General features: G+C 67.7%; 16 protein-coding genes. 9 read left to right on the top strand and 7 right to left on the bottom strand.

The window, feature by feature from the left end:
* The first annotated feature begins 28 nt into the window (after positions 1-28).
* Genes LGY53_RS31285 through LGY53_RS31295 form a run of 3 tightly spaced genes read left to right on the top strand, consistent with a single transcriptional unit; the run spans position 29 to position 3,160 of the window.
* A complete protein-coding gene (locus LGY53_RS31285; RefSeq protein WP_225730283.1) occupies positions 29-1,192 on the top strand; it encodes a hypothetical protein in 1,164 nt (387 codons plus the stop codon).
* Positions 1,192-1,968: an SDR family oxidoreductase gene (locus LGY53_RS31290; RefSeq protein WP_225730284.1), complete on the top strand. Its 777-nt coding sequence runs from the start codon at positions 1,192-1,194 to the stop codon at positions 1,966-1,968. The genes LGY53_RS31285 and LGY53_RS31290 overlap by 1 nt, the downstream gene beginning before the upstream one ends.
* 10 nt (positions 1,969-1,978) lie before the next feature.
* Complete coding sequence (locus tag LGY53_RS31295; protein WP_225730285.1) at positions 1,979-3,160, top strand: sulfotransferase; 1,182 nt, start codon at positions 1,979-1,981, stop codon at positions 3,158-3,160.
* Here LGY53_RS31295 and LGY53_RS31300 read toward each other — a convergent pair.
* The gene (locus LGY53_RS31300) at positions 3,141-3,821 is read right to left on the bottom strand and encodes a PaaI family thioesterase (RefSeq protein WP_225730286.1); all 681 of its coding nucleotides are present in this window, start codon (positions 3,819-3,821) and stop codon (positions 3,141-3,143) included. The genes LGY53_RS31295 and LGY53_RS31300 overlap by 20 nt on opposite strands.
* Before the next feature lie 115 nt (positions 3,822-3,936).
* On the opposite strand from LGY53_RS31300, the gene LGY53_RS31305 reads away from it, so the two are divergent.
* Positions 3,937-4,593: an HAD family phosphatase gene (locus LGY53_RS31305; protein ID WP_225730287.1), complete on the top strand. Its 657-nt coding sequence runs from the start codon at positions 3,937-3,939 to the stop codon at positions 4,591-4,593.
* 227 nt (positions 4,594-4,820) lie between these two features.
* Here the strand turns inward: LGY53_RS31305 and LGY53_RS31310 are convergent, their stop codons facing one another.
* Positions 4,821-5,414: a TetR/AcrR family transcriptional regulator gene (locus LGY53_RS31310; protein WP_225730288.1), complete on the bottom strand. Its 594-nt coding sequence runs from the start codon at positions 5,412-5,414 to the stop codon at positions 4,821-4,823.
* A 386-nt stretch (positions 5,415-5,800) separates the two neighbouring features.
* Here LGY53_RS31310 and LGY53_RS31315 point away from each other — a divergent pair, with 386 nt between their 5' ends.
* On the top strand, positions 5,801-6,319 hold the full coding sequence (locus tag LGY53_RS31315) for a hypothetical protein (RefSeq protein ID WP_225730289.1): 519 nt from the start codon (positions 5,801-5,803) through the stop codon (positions 6,317-6,319).
* Here LGY53_RS31315 and LGY53_RS31320 read toward each other — a convergent pair.
* Both LGY53_RS31320 and LGY53_RS31325 read right to left on the bottom strand, forming a co-directional pair.
* Positions 6,307-7,122, bottom strand: a complete 816-nt coding sequence (locus LGY53_RS31320; RefSeq protein WP_225730290.1) for an ABC transporter ATP-binding protein — start codon at positions 7,120-7,122, stop codon at positions 6,307-6,309. The genes LGY53_RS31315 and LGY53_RS31320 overlap by 13 nt on opposite strands.
* Complete coding sequence (locus tag LGY53_RS31325; protein WP_167474651.1) at positions 7,119-7,790, bottom strand: FadR/GntR family transcriptional regulator; 672 nt, start codon at positions 7,788-7,790, stop codon at positions 7,119-7,121. The genes LGY53_RS31320 and LGY53_RS31325 overlap by 4 nt, the downstream gene beginning before the upstream one ends.
* 162 nt (positions 7,791-7,952) lie before the next feature.
* Between LGY53_RS31325 and LGY53_RS31330 the strand changes: the two genes are divergently transcribed.
* Positions 7,953-9,707 (top strand): 2-isopropylmalate synthase, encoded by a 1,755-nt coding sequence (locus LGY53_RS31330; RefSeq protein WP_374111256.1) that lies wholly within the window; start codon positions 7,953-7,955, stop codon positions 9,705-9,707.
* Here the strand turns inward: LGY53_RS31330 and LGY53_RS31335 are convergent.
* A complete protein-coding gene (locus LGY53_RS31335; RefSeq protein ID WP_225730291.1) occupies positions 9,704-10,228 on the bottom strand; it encodes a DinB family protein in 525 nt (174 codons plus the stop codon). The genes LGY53_RS31330 and LGY53_RS31335 overlap by 4 nt on opposite strands.
* A gap of 171 nt (positions 10,229-10,399) precedes the next feature.
* Between LGY53_RS31335 and LGY53_RS31340 the strand changes: the two genes are divergently transcribed.
* The 3 genes from LGY53_RS31340 (at position 10,400) to LGY53_RS31350 (ending at position 12,989) form a co-directional block, all read left to right on the top strand.
* Positions 10,400-12,232 carry a hypothetical protein gene (locus tag LGY53_RS31340; RefSeq protein WP_225730292.1) on the top strand — a complete coding sequence of 611 codons (1,833 nt, stop codon included), beginning with the start codon at positions 10,400-10,402 and terminating at the stop codon, positions 12,230-12,232.
* Between the two features lie 71 nt (positions 12,233-12,303).
* Positions 12,304-12,621 carry a PadR family transcriptional regulator gene (locus LGY53_RS31345; RefSeq protein WP_225730293.1) on the top strand — a complete coding sequence of 106 codons (318 nt, stop codon included), beginning with the start codon at positions 12,304-12,306 and terminating at the stop codon, positions 12,619-12,621.
* Complete coding sequence (locus tag LGY53_RS31350; RefSeq protein ID WP_225730294.1) at positions 12,618-12,989, top strand: hypothetical protein; 372 nt, start codon at positions 12,618-12,620, stop codon at positions 12,987-12,989. The genes LGY53_RS31345 and LGY53_RS31350 overlap by 4 nt, the downstream gene beginning before the upstream one ends.
* A gap of 61 nt (positions 12,990-13,050) precedes the next feature.
* Here LGY53_RS31350 and LGY53_RS31355 read toward each other — a convergent pair whose 3' ends face one another.
* Both LGY53_RS31355 and LGY53_RS31360 read right to left on the bottom strand, forming a co-directional pair.
* Positions 13,051-14,772 (bottom strand): amidohydrolase family protein, encoded by a 1,722-nt coding sequence (locus tag LGY53_RS31355; RefSeq protein ID WP_225730295.1) that lies wholly within the window; start codon positions 14,770-14,772, stop codon positions 13,051-13,053.
* A gap of 122 nt (positions 14,773-14,894) precedes the next feature.
* Positions 14,895-16,487: a hypothetical protein gene (locus LGY53_RS31360; RefSeq protein ID WP_225730296.1), complete on the bottom strand. Its 1,593-nt coding sequence runs from the start codon at positions 16,485-16,487 to the stop codon at positions 14,895-14,897.
* Positions 16,488-16,610: the final 123 nt, after the last annotated feature.

The following is a 16,610-nucleotide window of genomic DNA, read 5'->3' on the forward strand; positions in this document are numbered from 1 at the left end:
TATTTGGAACAGTCGACCGGAGCGCCTCTTGCTGACACAACCGTTCGCGGAAGCCATCGCCGCCGCCGAGCAGATCATCGCCGCCGCCCCGCACATCCGGACCGAACAGGACCTCGTCGAGGGTTACGACTATCTGGCGGGCAGCATCCGCGCGGCCTTGCAGATGGCATGGGCCTACGAGCGGGACTTCCCGTTCTTCGTGCAGTCCACCGGCCCGTACACCAAAATGGGTCTCGACAATCCGGACACCCTCTACTTCCACTCCTACCTGCGGCCCGACGCCGAATACATCGTCACCGGAAGCCGCGGCAGCACAAGGGATCTCAGCTTTCAGGTGCTGAACGGTGACTATTCGCCGGTGGATGTGCCGGACAGCCTGACCGCGTTCGACGACCGCGCCGTCGACATCCGCCCGGACGGGACTTACGAAATCCGTTTCGGCCCAGGCGAAGCCGGTCCCGGGTACGTTCCGCTCGCCCCGGATTCCGCCATGCTGGTGGTGCGGGAGGTGTTCAGCGATTGGGGCGCGGAACGCCCGGGCACGATCCGCATCCAACGGGTCGACCGGATCGGCGCCGCGCCACCGCCTTTGAGCAAGGACCTGCTCACCAAGCGCTACCGCGTCGCGGGCAAGATGCTGATCTCCCGGCTGAATACCTTTCTGGCCTTTCCGAAATGGTTCTATCTGAACCTGCCGGTGAACACTATGACCGAACCGCGCTCCACCCCGGGCGGTCTCACCACCCAGTTCTCCTCGGCCGGGCACTACGAACTCGCCGACGATCAGGCGATGATCATCACGGTGCCGAAATCCGATGCGCCGTATCAGGGTTTCCAGCTGGGCAGCATGTGGTACCTGTCGCTGGACTACATCAACCACCAGACCAGCCTCACCGCCGACCAGGCCCGCGTCGATCCGGACGGGATGATCCGGCTGGTGGTGAGCGAACGAGATCCCGGACTGGTCAACTGGATCGAGCGCACCGGGCACGATCGGGGCTACCTCCAATTCCGCTGGCAGCGGCTGTCCCGCGAGATGAAGCCGGAGGACGGTCCGGCCGTCGAGGTGGTGCCGTTCGGCGAATTGCCGCAACGGCTGGCGTATTACGAACAGGCGCGCATCACGCAGGCGGACTGGCGGGCGCGGATCGCGGCACGGCAGGCGGCCGTCGCGGAAAGGATGCTCGGCTGATGTTGTTGCGGGACAAGGTGGTCGTGGTTTCCGGGGTCGGTCCCGGACTGGGCCGGGCGATCGCCGTGCAGAGCGCCCGGGCCGGCGCCGATGTGGTGCTGGCCTCGCGCACCGAGGCGCGACTCACCGAGGTGGCCGAGGAAATCGGCGAGCTGGGGCGGCGTGCGGTGGTGGTGCCCACCGATATCGACGACGAGGCGGCGGCCGTGCACCTGGTGGAATCGGCGGTGCGCGCGTTCGGGCGGGTGGATACGCTGGTGAACAACGCGTTCGCCATACCGCCGATCGTGGACCTCGCCGAGGTCGACCTGGATCAGGTGCGGGCCGGATTCGAGACCAATGTGCTTGCGGCGCTGCGGCTCACCCGGCTGTTCATTCCGGCGCTCACCGAATCGAAGGGTTCGGTGATCATGATCAACTCGGCGGTGCTGCGGCATTCCCGGCGCACCTTCGGTCCGTACAAGATGGCGAAGGCGAGCCTGCTCGCGCTGGCGCAGAGCCTGGCCACCGAGCTCGGCCCGCAGGGCATTCGGGTGAATACCGTTGCGCCCGGCTACATTTGGGCCGACAACCTGAAGTGGTACTTCAATTACCTTGCCCAGCAGCGCGGCATCTCCGCCGACGAGGTCTACGCCGAGACCGCGCGCTCCATCGACCTGCGCAAATTGCCGGAACCCGACGAGATCGCCGATGCCGTCGTCTTTTTCGCCTCGCATCTGGCGCGGGCGATCACGGGGGCGTGCCTCGACGTCAACGGCGGCGAATACCACCACTAGGAGTAGGACCGTGATCGGTAGGGACGACGTCGGCACCGTCGACGATTTGCACGCCTCGGCGTCGAAATTCATCGGGCTCGACGATTTCGGCGACGACGAGTACCGCGAAGGGCTAGCGGTACTGCTGGACTCGTATGCGAAGGACGCGGAGCTCACCCCGTTCGGGAACAAGGTCAATCGCGCCTTCCTGCGCGGCGCGCTGGTCGCGCGGCTGCTGAGTGAGGCCGCCTGGCAACGGTTTCCGGAATATGCGGCGGTGCCGATCGAGCGACCCATCTTCGTGACCGGGCTGCCGCGATCCGGCACGACGGCCGTGCACCGGCTGCTGAACGCGGATCCGGCCCATCAGGGTTTGGAAATGTGGCTCACCGAGATGCCGCAGCCGCGGCCGCCACGGGAGACCTGGGCCGCGAATCCGGTGTATCAACGGCTCGCGGCGGCGTACGAGAAGCATCACGTGGAGCATCCGGAATTCATGGGCGTGCACCACATTTCGGCCGACCAGGTGGAGGAGTGCTGGCAACTGCTGCGGCAGTCGGCGAAATCGGTGTCCTATGAATGCCTCGCGTATCTGCCCGGGTACTCGGAGTGGCTGCGCGAGCAGGACTGGACCGACGCCTATCGCAGGCACCGGCGCAACCTCCAGCTCATCGGGCTGCCCGAGGCGAAAAAGCGCTGGGTGCTGAAGAATCCGAGCCATCTGTTCGCGCTCGACGCGATCTTCGCGGTCTATCCGGACGCGCTGGTCATCCAGATGCATCGCGATCCGCGCACCATCATCGCATCGGTGTGCAGCCTCAACGAGCAGGCGTCGGCCGGATGGTCGGCGAAATTCCGCGGCCCGGTCGTCGGCTCGACGCAGCTGGACCTGTGGGCCCGCGGCGCCGCGAGATTCCTCGCGGATCGCAAGCGGCACAACCCCGCCCAGTTCTGCGATGTGGATTACGGTGCGTTCGTCCGCGATCCGCTCGGGACGGTGGCGTCGATCTACCGGCACTTCGGGATTCCGTTCAGCGACGAGGCGCGGGCGGCGATGGGGGAGCTGCACGCCGAAAGCACTTCGGGCGCGGCGCGTCCGGTGCACCGGTACGAGCTGGCGGATTTCGGTTTGAGCGCGGAACAGGTGGACCGGCGTTTCGAGGAATATCGGGCGGTCTATTTCCCCGAATCGCCTACTGCTGGCCGGGATTGAGCACGATGAACAACCCGTTGGCTTCGGCGCACAACCGGTCGCCGTCGTGCAGGGTCGCGCGCAGGAAAACCTTTCGTCCCTCTTGGCGTTCGGCCCAGGCCCGCAGCCGCAGCCGGGTATTCAGCGGCGTGATGGATCGGTAGTCGACGGTCAGCGACGCCGTCCTGGTCACCGCGCCCGCGTACACCGCCGCCGCCATGCCGATCAGTTCGTCGAAGCCGACGGCGATCTGGCCGCCGTGCGCGGCCGAATTACCGCCGAGATGGTAGTTCCGGAAGGTGATCGTGGCGTCGATGCCGTCCGGGCCGACATGGTGGACGGCGTACGGCGGCACGGTGATATTGCCGCGCGCGGGTACGTCGTAGCGGGTCCACAGCGGCGTCGACCATTCGTCGACCACCGCGGCGTCGAGCTTGTCGTTGAGTTCCTTCAGCGTCGCGATGGTTTCGAGCGCGAGCTCGTCGGACGGGTTCGCCAGCCGGACCCGGTCCATCAGTCCGCGGACCTGCGAGATGAATTGCCGGTAGTGCGGTCCGCCGCGCGCGATATCGGCCTCCGGCACCCCGCGCACCTCGTCGGCCAGCTCGGATATCGGCCGGAACCCGCCCTCGTGGTGATCCTCGGTCGGCAGTCGATCACCGCCGGTCTGCTCAGCGCTCATAAGAACAAGTTATCGGTACCTCGCCGGAAGCCCCGTCCGGGAGGTCGGGAAATTGACAGTCGGCGGCGCGGGCGGGCATGTTGGCGAGGGCGTCCCGAGGTGAAAGGCTGACTGGATGGCGATCGCGGCGGTGGTCTTCGATATGGACGGAGTTCTGATCGATTCCGAGCCGGTGTGGGAGCGGGTGCGGCGCGGTTACGTGGCCGAACGCGGCGGCACCTGGCTGCCCGACACCCAGACCCGGCTGATGGGGATGAGTACGGGCGAGTGGTCGGCGTACCTGAGCGCGGACCTGCGGGTCGGCGCCGAACCCGGCCAGGTGGCCGCGGATGTCATCGCGCGGATGGCCGAGCATTACGACACCGAGGTGCCGCTGCTGCCCGGCGCGGTCGACGCGGTGCGCCGCCTGCGCGAACGCTGGCCGCTCGGGCTGGCCAGTTCGTCGCCGCGCACGCTCATCGATGTCGTCCTGAAGCACACCGGGTTGGCCGACTGCTTCGACGCCACCTGTTCGACCGAGGAGGTCGAACGCGGCAAGCCCGCACCCGACGTCTACCTGACCGTCACCGCCGCCCTCGGTGTGCGCCCGGAAGTCTGTGCCGCCATTGAGGATTCGAGCAACGGCCTGCGCGCCGCGCACGCCGCGGGCCTGCGCGTCATCGCCGCGCCGCGCCCCGAATACCCGGTCGCCGCGGATGCGGCGGATCTCGCCGCGGTCACCATCGGCTCACTCGACGAGCTGACCGACGAACTGGTCGCCGGGTCGGCCTGAGCGCGGCTGCCTCGGAAGCCGCTGTCGCATGGCAATTCCCTGCCACAGGGGTTGGCTCGGGGCGGTTTCGCTGATTCGATCGATGTCAGTGTCCCCGTTGACATTCTGCGAGGTTGCGATGTTCGACGTCCCCACTGATCCGATCGATTGGCTCCTGTATTGGTTGCGGGCGATCGCGTGCACGATCTTCTATAGCGACAGGGTCTGCCCGTTCCGGTAGCGACCGCTCAGCGCCGATACGACTCCAGCAGGGTGCGCGCCGCCTCCGGAAGGTCGGTGTCCAGCCAGGCCGGGAGGGTCGGCGCGTGGGCGTGGCGGCGTAGGGCGGCGTAGGGGAGATCGACCACGGCGCGGCTGACGGCGTCGATGGCGCGCTCGTCGGCGCTGCCGAACAGCGCGTGGGCGATCCGGCGCAGGTGGGCGACGAGCGGCGCGTTCATCAGGTCGAGCCGGGTCCGGAATTCGTCGTCGGGTCCGCCGTCGAGTAGGTCGCGCGGGCGCAGGTTGAGCAGAAGCCTTGCGTCGTCGGGCAGTTCGCGGCCGAAGCCGACCGCGGCGGCGGCCATCGCGACGCCCGCCGCCACCGGATCCGGATCGTCGGCGGCGGCTAGGGTGCGGTCCTGGAATCGTCCCAGCGCGCGCAGCCATGCGGCGGTGAGCACCCCGTTCCGGTTGCCGAAGCGGTGATAGAGGGTGCCGACGGGGGCGCCGCTGGCTTCGGCGATCGCGGCCACCGACGCCGCGCGCGGGCCGTCGGTGAGTACCAGCGTCCGCGCCGCGTCCAGGATCACATCGGTGTCGTGCTTGCGAGGTGGGGCCATGTAATAGTACGTTCCTTCTATATGGAGCGACTGTCCTATATTGACGAGCATGCCAGATGGATCGACTCGGATCGCGAAAGGGTCTGGCGGGCACTGCTTCGAACAATGTGCAAAGACCCCCAGGGTCCATCGACCCTGCCGACGGGTTGGTCGCTCGAATCGGCCGAACCACCCGGACGGCTGGCTTTGCAAGGGCACCACTGGTTTTCGCGCTACGCGCTGGTTTTCGAACTAGATGCGGACGGCCCGGGCGCGACCCGTATCCGCGCCAGATCGTGGGCGGACTTTCCTGGCCCGCACGGAAGGATCTACCGTGCGCTGGTCATCGGGTCGGGCGGCCACCGGGTAGTGATACGGGGACTGCTGCGCAGAATCGCGAACGCGGCATGAACCCCGGACTGGTCTGGGGCGCCACGCCCGCCGAACGCGCGCGGCGGTTACCGTGCGACGAACTGGAACCCGGTGGGCTGCAAGCGGATAGAGCCATCAGCATCGATGCGGCACCTTACCTCGTATATGCGTGGTTATGTCAATTGCGGGTCGCGCCTTACAGTTACGATCTGATCGACAACCTCGGGCGGCGCAGTCCCGAGACGCGTGATCCCGGGCTTACCGCGCTGGCGGCGGGGCAGCGGTTCATGTTCGTCTTCGAGCTGGTCGAATTTATTCCAGGCCAGTGCATTACCCTGCGGACGGACCGGGTATCGGTCACCTATGCGGTGTATCCGGAAGGGTCCGGTACCCGACTGGTCGTTCGCGTCCGATTCCGGCTGCCGCGCCCGATCGCCCACCCGGTGGCGTTCGGCGATCTGCTCATGACGCGCAAACAGCTGCTGACCCTGAAGAAATTGGCCGAGGCCGAACAGCACGGGCAATCGGCGGAAACGGGCGGTCAGTCCGGATAGTCGAGGCGGTCCACCCTGGCCCGCGCGGTCCAACGCCCCTGATCGTGGCGCACCTCGACCGGGTGAGCGAAGGCGGCGGTGACGTTCTCGGTGGTGACCACATCGCGGGCCGGTCCCGCGGCGACGGTGCGGCCGTCCGCGATGAGCAGCGCATGCGTCGTGGTGCTCGGCAACTCCTCCAGATGATGGGTGACCAGGATCGATGCGACATCGGGATGGGTTTCGCCGAGTGAGTCGATGGTTTCCAGAAGTTGTTCGCGGGCAGCGAGATCCAGGCCGGTGGACGGCTCGTCGAACAGCAGCAGCCGCGGTTCGGCGATGAGCGCGCGGGCGATCAGAGTGCGGCCGCGTTCGCCCTGGGACAGGGTCGGCCAGATCTCGTCGGCCTTACCCTTCAGCCCGAGCGTGTCGATCATCGCGTCGGCGCGGCGGATTTCGTCGTCGGTCGGCGTCCAGCGCATCGGCGTATCGATCGTCGCGGTGATACCGGTGAGCACCACCTCGCGCACCGTCAGCGAATACCGCAGGGGATGGCGGGGATTCACATGCCCGATGCAGCGGCGCAGCCGGGCCAGCTCCACCCGGCCCATTTGTTCGCCGAGCACCCGGACCGTGCCGGTGGTGGGAAACGTTACGGCGCCGCAGAATCCGAGCAGGGTGCTCTTGCCCGCGCCGTTCGGGCCGAGCAGGGCCCAGTGCTCGCCGGAACGCACGGTGAGCGAGATGCCGTCGATGATCTGCTTGCCCTCGCGCCGGAAGGTCACCTCGGTGAGTTCGAGTACGGGCGTGCGGTAATCGTTCACGAGAACGCTGCTTTCAGTGAGGTCAGATGGGTTCGGCTGAATTCCGCGGCGGCCGAGGCGTTTTTGGCGACGATGGCGTCGAGCAGCCGCTGGTGCGCGGCGTGGTCGGCGGATTCGGAAGGGACCGGCCGGATTTCGAGCATGTCGATCATCGCGAGCCGGAGCCGGGGGAGGAAACTGTCGAAAAGCTGGGTGAGCACCTCGTTGTGCGCCGCGACGATGACGGCGCGGTGGAAGGCCATATCGGCGTCGACGTGCTCGGCGACCGGTTCGCCGTTCGCCTCCCGCGCCGCCAGCGTGCTGCGCAGCACCCGCAGATCGGCGCGGGTGCGGCGATGCGCGGCGAGGGCCGCCGCCTCCGATTCGATGGCGATGCGCGCCTCGATCACCGAAACGATATCGGCCTGGCGCAGCACGACATCCCAGTTCTCGGTGGCCTCCAGCGCGGTGACGTAGACGCCCGCGCCCTGGCGGCTGTCGAGTACACCTTTTCCCGCGAGTTCGCGGACCGCCTCGCGCAGCGTCGAACGGCCGACACCGAGCTGGGCGGCCAGCGTCGTCTCGCCGGGAAGCCGGTGACCGAGCGGCCATTCACCTGCGCGAATGCGGGTCATCAGCAGTTCGGCGGTCTGCGCGGCGAGTGGGTGCCTGCGAACTTGCGCTGCCATCGAACCTCTCTACTTGTCTGAGGAGTTGTGTATAGTCTAGGACACCATGATCCACTGCCTGCTTCTGCTTAGCCGCCACGGCGGGGCCCGATAAGACCGGCCGCCCGCCGTGGGCTCCGTCGTGGCCGGTCACCTCGTCATCGAGCAGCCAGGAAGCAGCACATGCGCACCTTTCCGACCATCGACACGCCCGTCGGTGAAATCCCCGCCGCCGCACCGGTATGGAACCGGCAGCGGCATTCCCAGATGCCGTCGCACCGCTACCGCGATATCTACTCCCGCGTGGAAGTACCACTCACCCAGCGGAATTGGCCGGACAACCGGATCACGAAGGCGCCGCTGTGGGTGCCGGTCGACCTGCGTGACGGCAACCAGGCGCTGGCCGAGCCGATGGACCCGGCCCGCAAACGCCGATTCTTCGAACTCTTGATCGCCATGGGCTACAAGGAGATCGAGGTCGGATATCCGTCGGCGTCGCGAACCGATTACGACTTCGTCCGGCTGCTCGCCGAAACCGGCCTGGCCCCAGCGGATATCACCATCGTCGTATTCACCCCGGCCCGCAGGGATCTGCTGGAACGCACCGTCGAATCGGTGCGCGGCATCCGCAACGAGGTGGTGGTGCACATGTACACCGCGACCGCGCCCGCCTGGCGGAATATGGTGCTCGGCAAGGATCGCCGGGAACTGCGCGAGCTGATCCTGGACGGCGGCCGGGTGCTGCGTGCGCTCGCCGGCGATCTGCCGAACGTCCGATTCCAGTTCTCCCCAGAGGTTTTCAACCTCACCGAACCCGACTACGTGCTGGAGATCTGCGATGCGATGACCACGCTGTGGGACGCGACGCCGCAGCGGCCGGTGGTGCTGAACCTGCCCGCCACCGTCGAGGTCGCCACGCCCAACGTCTACGCCGACCAGATCGAATACATGCACCGCAACCTGGCCCGCCGGGACAGCGTGATCCTCTCGGTGCATCCGCACAACGACCGCGGCACCGGTATCGCCTGCGCCGAACTCGCGGTGCTCGCCGGGGCCGAGCGGGTCGAGGGCTGCGTCTTCGGCAACGGTGAACGCACCGGGAATGTCGATATCGCGACGCTGGCGTTGAATCTGCATGCGCAGGGCGTCGATCCGATGATCGACTTCTCCGATATCGACGAGATCCGCCGCACCGTCGAATACTGCACCCGGCTGCCGATCCACGAAAGGCACCCGTACGTCGGCGATCTCGTGCACACCGCGTTCTCCGGAACCCACCAGGACGCGATCAAGAAGGGCATGGCCGAACATCGGGCCAGGGCGACCCAGACGGGGCGCCCGGAACGCGAAACCGACTGGCAGGTACCGTATCTGCCGATCGATCCGGCCGATGTCGGCCGCAGCTACGATGCGGTGATCCGGGTGAATTCGCAATCCGGCAAGGGCGGCATCGCCTACCTGCTGCAGGCGGAATACGGGCTGGACCTGCCGCGCAGGCTGCAGATCGATTTCGCGAAGCATGTGCAGCGCCGCGCCGACGACACCGGCCTGGAGATCACCGCGACGGAATTGTACGACCTCTTCGCCGCCACCTACCTCGACGACTCGGAACCCGCTGTGGTGCTGAAGGATTGGCGCACCTCCGGCGACGGCGACGCGGCATGTACGGAGATCACGCTGGTCGCGGACGGCGCCACCGCCGTATCCGAACATCACGGGACCGGACCGGTGGCGGCGCTCACCGCGGCGCTGGCGAAGATCGGCCGCGCGGTGGAGATACTGAGCCTCACCCAGCAGTCGATCGGCGGCGGGAACGCGAGCACGGCCATCACCTATCTGGAATACCGGATCGGTGCCCGTACCGGATGGTCTTGCGGCCGTTCCGATTCCGTACTCGCGGCCTCGCTCGCCGCGGTGCTGCGGGCGGCGAACACTTAGTCCCCGGTGACGCCGTCGATGCGTTCGCGCAGGAAGTCGGCGTGGCCGTTGTGGCGGGCGTACTCCTCGATCATGTGGATGTACACCCAGCGCAGGCTGTACTCCGATTCGGGCCTGCGCGGATGCTTGAAGGTGGCGTCCAAGGGCATATCGGCGACGGCGGCGTCGGCGAGTTCGATCTCGCTGCGGAACGCGGCGAAGGTCGCGGCCGGATCGGCATCGGCGATATCGTCGAGGTCGCCGTCCCAGTTGTCCTCGGAGCAGTAGATGTAATCGATCGACTGGCCGCGCGCGATCCGCCGGAACCACCAGCGCTCCACCTCCGTCATATGCCGGACCAGGCCGAGCAGCGACAGCGTCGACGGTGCGACACACCGCTGGCGCAGCTGTTCGGCCTCCAGGCCGGAGCATTTCCACAGCAGGGTCTGCCGATGGTTGTCCAGCCAGGCCTGCAGCATCGGGCGTTCGTCGGCGATCAGTGGCGGCGAGGTGCGTTGGATATCGGGTGCGATCCACGTCATCCGGCGACTGTAGCGCCGCCGTGTGGACGGGGTCGCCTGGATTTGCCGGAACCCGACGGTCACATGCCGATTCCGTTGGCGTCCACTGAGTGGGACAGTTCCGGAATTCCGCTGACACGGATACGCGATGCCAGTGCACTATTCCCACCTGGCAGGTTTGTGGGAGGCGCCATGCGAATCATGATCACCGGAGCCACCGAGCCGAGCGGGCTGGCGGTGGCGCGGATGCTGACCGCGGCCGGACATGACGTGATCGGGTTCGCCAGGCCGGGACGCAGCACCACCGATCCGGGAATACCGCTGCTGACCGGGGATTTCGCGGATCCGGCGGATTGCGCTCGGGCGATGGCTGGCTGCGTGAGCGTGCTGCATCTCGCCGATCGCGGCCTCGCCGCGGTCGCGGCCGCCGCGCGGAAATCCGGTGTGCGCGTTGTGGTTCCGGTCGTCGCGGGGGCGCGCGTCGCGGGACGCACCGAATCCGGTGTTTCGGCGCTGCTGCGCGGCGTCGACGGACTGATGCTCCGGATACCCGCCGTCGCGGGACGTCGCGTCGGCCGGGAGACCTGGCGCGCGCTCGAACCCCTGCTCGGACCCGATACCGCGGAGGGTTTCCAGCTGCTGCACACCGACGATCTGGAGCGGTTCCTGGTGTCGGCCGCCGCCTCGCAGCGCACCGGAATCGTCGAACTGACCGCGCCGGGCCTGGTGACACCCACCGAGGTGCGAAAGCTGCTGCGCCGTGCCGGAATTCGCTATTCGGCCTGGGTACCGGGCTGGTCCGGCCGTGCGCCACTGCTGGACCCGACGGCCGCGCAACGGGATTGGGGTTTCCGCTACGGTTGGTCGGCGCGGGAGGTCGTCGAGGATCTGGTGCGTGGACTGCTCGGCCGGAAACCGGACTGTCGCGGATTCCACGCGCGCCTCGGCGCTATCCCGATGCCGGTGCGCGGCGTACCCGGCAGCCTGTCGGCTGTGCCGCGTGCCGGAGGACATGGCACGGCGGGCGAATTCGCGGATCACCACTCGTCGGCCGCGGCTCACCACACCCGGTACGCCACCCTGCCCGAGTCCCCGACACCGCTGACGGCCGACCTACATCTGGGTGCGCTGCGGCTCGCGGACGAGGCGGTCGCCACGCTGCTGGGCCCGGCAGCAACCGCTTTCAAAGGCGTGGCCCGACTATGGATTGTCGCGCACAGATACCGTGCCTCGGTCGCGCGGATCGACGCCGCCGCCCGTGCCGAGGCGTTGGGCGCCGACGATATCCGTGCGCTCACCGACGCGCAGCTGCATGTGCGCGCGCTGCTGTCGCGGGACCGCCTCGCGCAGGCGTGGCAGGCCGTCGCGGTCGGTGATGTGCTCATCCGATGGGCCGGGCTGGACGATGATGTTTCGGATCCGGCGAAATCCCTACCGGCCGTTGCGCGTTTGGCGCAGCAGTGCCGTGCCGATATTGCACTGCATGCCATCGCGCGCCGCGGCGACGTGCGTGCCGCGCGGACGGCGTGGCCCGCATTCGACTCCGTGATCGACGAGATCGCCCATCGCGGCCCCGACGAATACGAGCTGCTGGAGCCGACTTTCGGTGACCGCCCGGACCTCCTGTTGACCGCTGCGGCCGAATCCGCTTCACACACAGCATGTTTGCCGAACATGCAAAGTGGCATCGAATGCATAATTGCCGACGATGCCATCGCTGACGTGGGTCGGCCCGGCGGGCGGCGATACGTCGCCGATCGCGACCTATCCCGCGATGCGTTAGCCCGAATCACCCACTGCCTACGCCTACTGGTGCGGGAGCGCGCGGCCCGGCTGGTGCGGTCCGGCCGACTCGTCGACCCCGATGACGCCTGCTACCTGACCTTCGACGAACTGTTCTGTCCGCCCAGGGATTACGCCGAGCGGATCGTATCCCGCCGCACGGCGGTATCCGCGCCGGGCGCGCAGACCATCGGGCGAGCAAAGGAGCCGCGCACCGCCTTCGGGCGCGCGGATCGGCCGTAATCCTGCGGACCGCGCCGTGATCGCGGCCCGACCCCTTGCCCGCCAAAGTCTACCTATGTAGAGTTAGGGACATGGCACCTCGCCGCCCATCGGCACAAACCCGACTCGTCCTGGACGCCTTGCGAATTGCCGGGCGCGAGTGGCGGCACGGCTACGACCTGGCCCGTGCGACCGGTCTGGCCCCCGGCACGCTCTATCCGATCCTCGGCCGGTTGACGGATCGCGGCCTGCTGGAAAGCAGGTGGGAGGAGGATCCGCCGACGGGCAGGCCGCGGCGGCACCTGTACCGGCTGAGCGAACCGGGCCGCGGGTACGCGGCGGAATTCGCCGCCGCACCGGTCACCCGCGCGGTATCCACCCGTCCCGGGCTCGCGGGCGGCCTCGCATGACCGATTCCGAAAGATTCACCCGCACATTGACATTCGGCATCGGGTTGCTCCCGGCCGAACGCCGGGAACTGGGCGCGGCCATGCTCGCCGAAGCGGCCGCCCTCGAACCCGGCTCCGATCGGCGGCGCTGGTTGCGCAGCACCGCCTGGTTCATTGCGAAAGAAGGCATTATGACCTGGCTGAAACTCCTCGCCATCGCGGGCAGCGCGCTTTTCATCCTGTGGATCCTGTACAACGGCATGGATTCCGGCTGGGTCGGCACCACGCCCGAAATCGTCTCCTACATCGCGATAATCGCGCTGTTGAGCCTGAATATCGTGCTGCTGAGCCGCGGGCTGCGCCAGGAGCGCCGCCGCATCGACCGCTGATCAGCCGGCAACCGCGCGCCAGCAGCGGAATGTCTGCTGGCCGTGCCACTTTCCCTGAAAGCTACCGCGCCCTCAGGAAGGTGCCCGCATGCAGCGTGGTGCCGAATCCCGGTGCGAATTCACCGTATTCGTAGAGGATGTGCCCGCCGACGAGGGTGGCGGCGACGGCGCGGTCGTTGCGGTTCACCATGCGTGACAGGCCATCGATGCCGGGAACCGGCGCCTCGGCGTATTCCGCGCTGGCACCGTCGAATCCGGCCGGATCGAGCACCGCGATATCGGCCCGCGCGCCCTCGGCCAACCGGCCCGCGTCCAGCCCGTACCAGTCGGCCAGTTCACCGGTGAGCCGGTGCACCGCCGTTTCCACCGGCATGAACCCGCGCCGGTGCACCCGCTCCAGCATTCGCAGCCCGAAGTTGTAGAAGGCCATATTGCGCAGGTGCGCACCGGAATCGGCGAAGCCGACCTGCATCACCGGCGACCGCTGTAGTTCGTCGAGCACGGCCTCGCGATCGTTGGCGATCACCGTGCGCCAGCGCAGGGCCTTGCCGTGCGCGACGGTGAGGTCGAGCAGCGCGTCGGCCGGGTGGATACCGCGCTCATCGGCGACCTGACCGAAGGATTTCCCGACGACATCGGCGTCCGGGCAGGCCACGATCTGCGCGTCGTAGAGGTCGCGGTGCCAGACCCGCGGCCCGAAACGCTTCGCCAGATCTTTGCGGAACTGCCGCCGATATGTTTCGTCGGCGAGCAGTTCACCGCGCTTCATGACATCGCGGATGTTCAGCGCCGCGGAGCCGGAGCCGAATTCCTCGAACACCACCAGATCGACGCCGTCGGCGTAGAGCTCGAACGGCACCGGTAGGTGCTGCCACCGGAACTGTGCCGCGCCAACGGTATTCGCGATCCGCGCGGCAATGGTCGCGGCGCGGGCGGTGGTGCGGTCGGCCTTCACGTCCATACCGGCGATGAGGGTGGTCTTGAGCGGTTTGCGCAACCGGCCCGCGCTCTGTGCGAAATAGCGGGCGATCTCGGCCCGCGCGGTGAGGTTCGGTGTGCTCTGATGGATCCGATTCCGTTGCCGCAGAATGTTGTTCAGCGCCCGGTATTCGGCCCAGGTGGCATACGTCGACGGCAGCTGCCGCGCCGGGAAGCGCGACCCTTCGAGTTTGGAGAACGAGCTGCGGATGGTGGACAGTCCGAGGAAGCCGGCGTCGAGCGCCTCGGTGAGCATGTGCCGCATGCGATTCAGCTCGGCCGGGGTGGGCCGCGTCTGTGCGTCCACCGCGCGGGCCAGGCCCATCACCGCCACCCGGATATCCGAATGGCCGAGCAGCGCGGCGATATTCGCGCCGAGCGGGCGGTCGGCCAGCGAGCGGACGTAGGACCTGGGATCGTCCCAGTCCCGGTGCTCCTTCACCGCCGAATGCACCGCGTCCCACGGCAGCGCCTCGACCCTGGCGAACATGTCGGCGCAGTCCTCGGCGCCGGAGTACACCGTGGACAGCGAGCAGTTCCCGATGACGACGCTGGTGACGCCGTGCCGCACCGATTCGCCCAGTCCCGGATTGCCGAGCACCTCGGCGTCGTAGTGGGTGTGCACGTCGAGCATGCCGGGAATGACCCATTTGCCCGCGGCGTCGACGGTGCGCGCGCCGTCGGGCAGTCCGGTGGCGACGGCGGCGACCCGGCCGTCGGCGATGCCGACATCGGCCGTCCGCGGCCGGGCCCCCGAGCCGTCGAATACGTTTCCGCCCCGGATCACCACGTCGTAGCGCGTCATTGTCGCTCCCTTTGTACTGCCGATACGGCTGACTCGGTCGAAGCGCGGCAGTTGTATCTGGTACTGCTGGTATCCACTACATCGTGACACGACGGCGCGGCAGTCTCCACCGCTCGCCGAATTCACGCCACCTTCAGCACCACATACGTCACCAGCAGCAGCGCGAGAATGAGGGCCGCACCGGCGGTCCCCCCGATCAGCAGCACGCTCAGCCAGCCGAGCCCGGCCAGCGTGCCCGCCGCGAGCCAGGTGCCGATCGGGGCGAACCGCGAGATCATGCCGAAGGTTTCGGTGGGCGTCACGAGATCGGTTTCCGGCGCGCACTTTCCGGTGCGCACATAGTCGGCGATGCTCGCAAGCCGTTGCGGCACAAGCGCCGCACCGTGTCCGCCCTGAATCGAGCGCACCTGCACGGCATTCGGCGGCACCGAGTCGAATCCGGTGAATCCGCCGACCCCGATATCGCGCATGCCGAATCCGCGCAGCGCGCTGCACAACCAGCCCACCGGCTTGTCCGCGCTCGCGCAGACGTTCACCAGCTCGCCGACCTGCCCGCGGTCGGTGGCGCGCAGCCAGTCGTATTCGCGGGGCAGCACGCTGCCCGCCAGGAAGACGTGATCGAAGCGCAGCGCCGGAATCTGTTTCAGCGATTGCCCGAACAAATATGTCCCGTTGCTGTGCCCGACGAAGTGGAACGGCTTGCCGGGATGTCTGGCCAGGTAATAGCTGTACTGGTCGGCGAACCAGCGCAGGTTGCGCCGCCGGGTGAACGGCAGCGCGAAATCGTATGCCGAGAGCCTGCCGTAGGACGGCGTCACCACCAGCGCGGCATGATCGTGGTCGGCCAGCTGCTCGGCCAATTCGGCGGGCCAGTCGCCGCTGCCGGAGCGAATTCCGTGCAGTACGAACACCACCGACTTCTTGATCGCCTCGCTCGGCGGCACCGGGGTGGGCTCGGTGGCCTGGATCGGTTCGGTGATGGCCCAGCACAGGATGTCGAACCGCTGGCCGGGATAGTCCTCCCGGACCGAGTCGACGGCGACGATATCGTCGTGGGTGGCCAGCGGCATCACCCGCTGGGTCCCCGTCGGCAGCGCCTCCAGATCCCGGCTGTCCTCATCCGCCACCGTGACGTCGTCGTCGGCGCGCAGCTGCACGACCTTCGGCGCCCGGTGGCCGAGTTCGGCGAATTCGCGCATCCACTGGATCCGCAGATTGGTGACGAACGGCGTGCCCATCACGAGTTCGGCGATGGTGTACCGGCGCAGTAGCGGTGCGAACAGCCACAGCAGGATTCGCTGCGGCCAGGCCAGCCGCGCCGGGTCGAAGCCGCGGTTCGGCGTCGCGAGCAGCACGATCCTGGTGACGGCCTGCGCCCAAGCCAGCGCGGGTCCGTCGATGCCGCAACGCGCCTGCAGATATGCGTAGCGCACCAGCAATCCGCCGACGCCGTGCCCGATGAGAACGACCTCGCGGGTGCGCCGCAGACCGATGCGGTAGCTATCGATGCGGTCGGCCAGATCCCGCGCGTGCGCGGCGAGTCCCGCGCGGGAGAATCGGCGCACCGGATCGGGAAATTCCCAGTAGATGGTCTCGTCGTCGCCGTAACCCGGCACCGTCCGCAGTCGTTCGAACAGGCCGGCGACGGCGCCGGGACGCTCCGACGTGCGTCCGACGTAGATGATGAGTCGTTTGTGGCTGCTTGCGGATGTCACCGCGTCCCCCCGGATCGGCTGCTGTCAATTCTAGGCCCTGCCTTGAAATCCCGTGCGGCGCGCCCGGCCGTCGCCCCCCGCGCGCGCCACGAACTCATCCGACTGGACTATGCGCCAGAACCT

It is taken from the genome of Nocardia sp. JCM 34519.1, from assembly GCF_020361265.1.
GTDB classification, from domain to species: domain Bacteria; phylum Actinomycetota; class Actinomycetes; order Mycobacteriales; family Mycobacteriaceae; genus Nocardia; species Nocardia arthritidis_A.

Excerpts from the sequence above, each read along its gene's own strand:
- LGY53_RS31290 (WP_225730284.1), top strand. The coding sequence starts at position 1,192 with ATGTTGTTGCGGGACAAGGTGGTCGTGGTTTCCGGGGTCGGTCCCGGA.
- LGY53_RS31300 (WP_225730286.1), bottom strand. The coding sequence starts at position 3,821 with ATGAGCGCTGAGCAGACCGGCGGTGATCGACTGCCGACCGAGGATCAC.
- LGY53_RS31305 (WP_225730287.1), top strand. The coding sequence starts at position 3,937 with ATGGCGATCGCGGCGGTGGTCTTCGATATGGACGGAGTTCTGATCGAT.
- LGY53_RS31310 (WP_225730288.1), bottom strand. The coding sequence starts at position 5,414 with ATGGCCCCACCTCGCAAGCACGACACCGATGTGATCCTGGACGCGGCG.
- LGY53_RS31315 (WP_225730289.1), top strand. The coding sequence starts at position 5,801 with ATGAACCCCGGACTGGTCTGGGGCGCCACGCCCGCCGAACGCGCGCGG.
- LGY53_RS31325 (WP_167474651.1), bottom strand. The coding sequence starts at position 7,790 with ATGGCAGCGCAAGTTCGCAGGCACCCACTCGCCGCGCAGACCGCCGAA.
- LGY53_RS31330 (WP_374111256.1), top strand. The coding sequence starts at position 7,953 with ATGCGCACCTTTCCGACCATCGACACGCCCGTCGGTGAAATCCCCGCC.
- LGY53_RS31335 (WP_225730291.1), bottom strand. The coding sequence starts at position 10,228 with ATGACGTGGATCGCACCCGATATCCAACGCACCTCGCCGCCACTGATC.
- LGY53_RS31340 (WP_225730292.1), top strand. The coding sequence starts at position 10,400 with ATGCGAATCATGATCACCGGAGCCACCGAGCCGAGCGGGCTGGCGGTG.
- LGY53_RS31345 (WP_225730293.1), top strand. The coding sequence starts at position 12,304 with ATGGCACCTCGCCGCCCATCGGCACAAACCCGACTCGTCCTGGACGCC.
- LGY53_RS31350 (WP_225730294.1), top strand. The coding sequence starts at position 12,618 with ATGACCGATTCCGAAAGATTCACCCGCACATTGACATTCGGCATCGGG.
- LGY53_RS31355 (WP_225730295.1), bottom strand. The coding sequence starts at position 14,772 with ATGACGCGCTACGACGTGGTGATCCGGGGCGGAAACGTATTCGACGGC.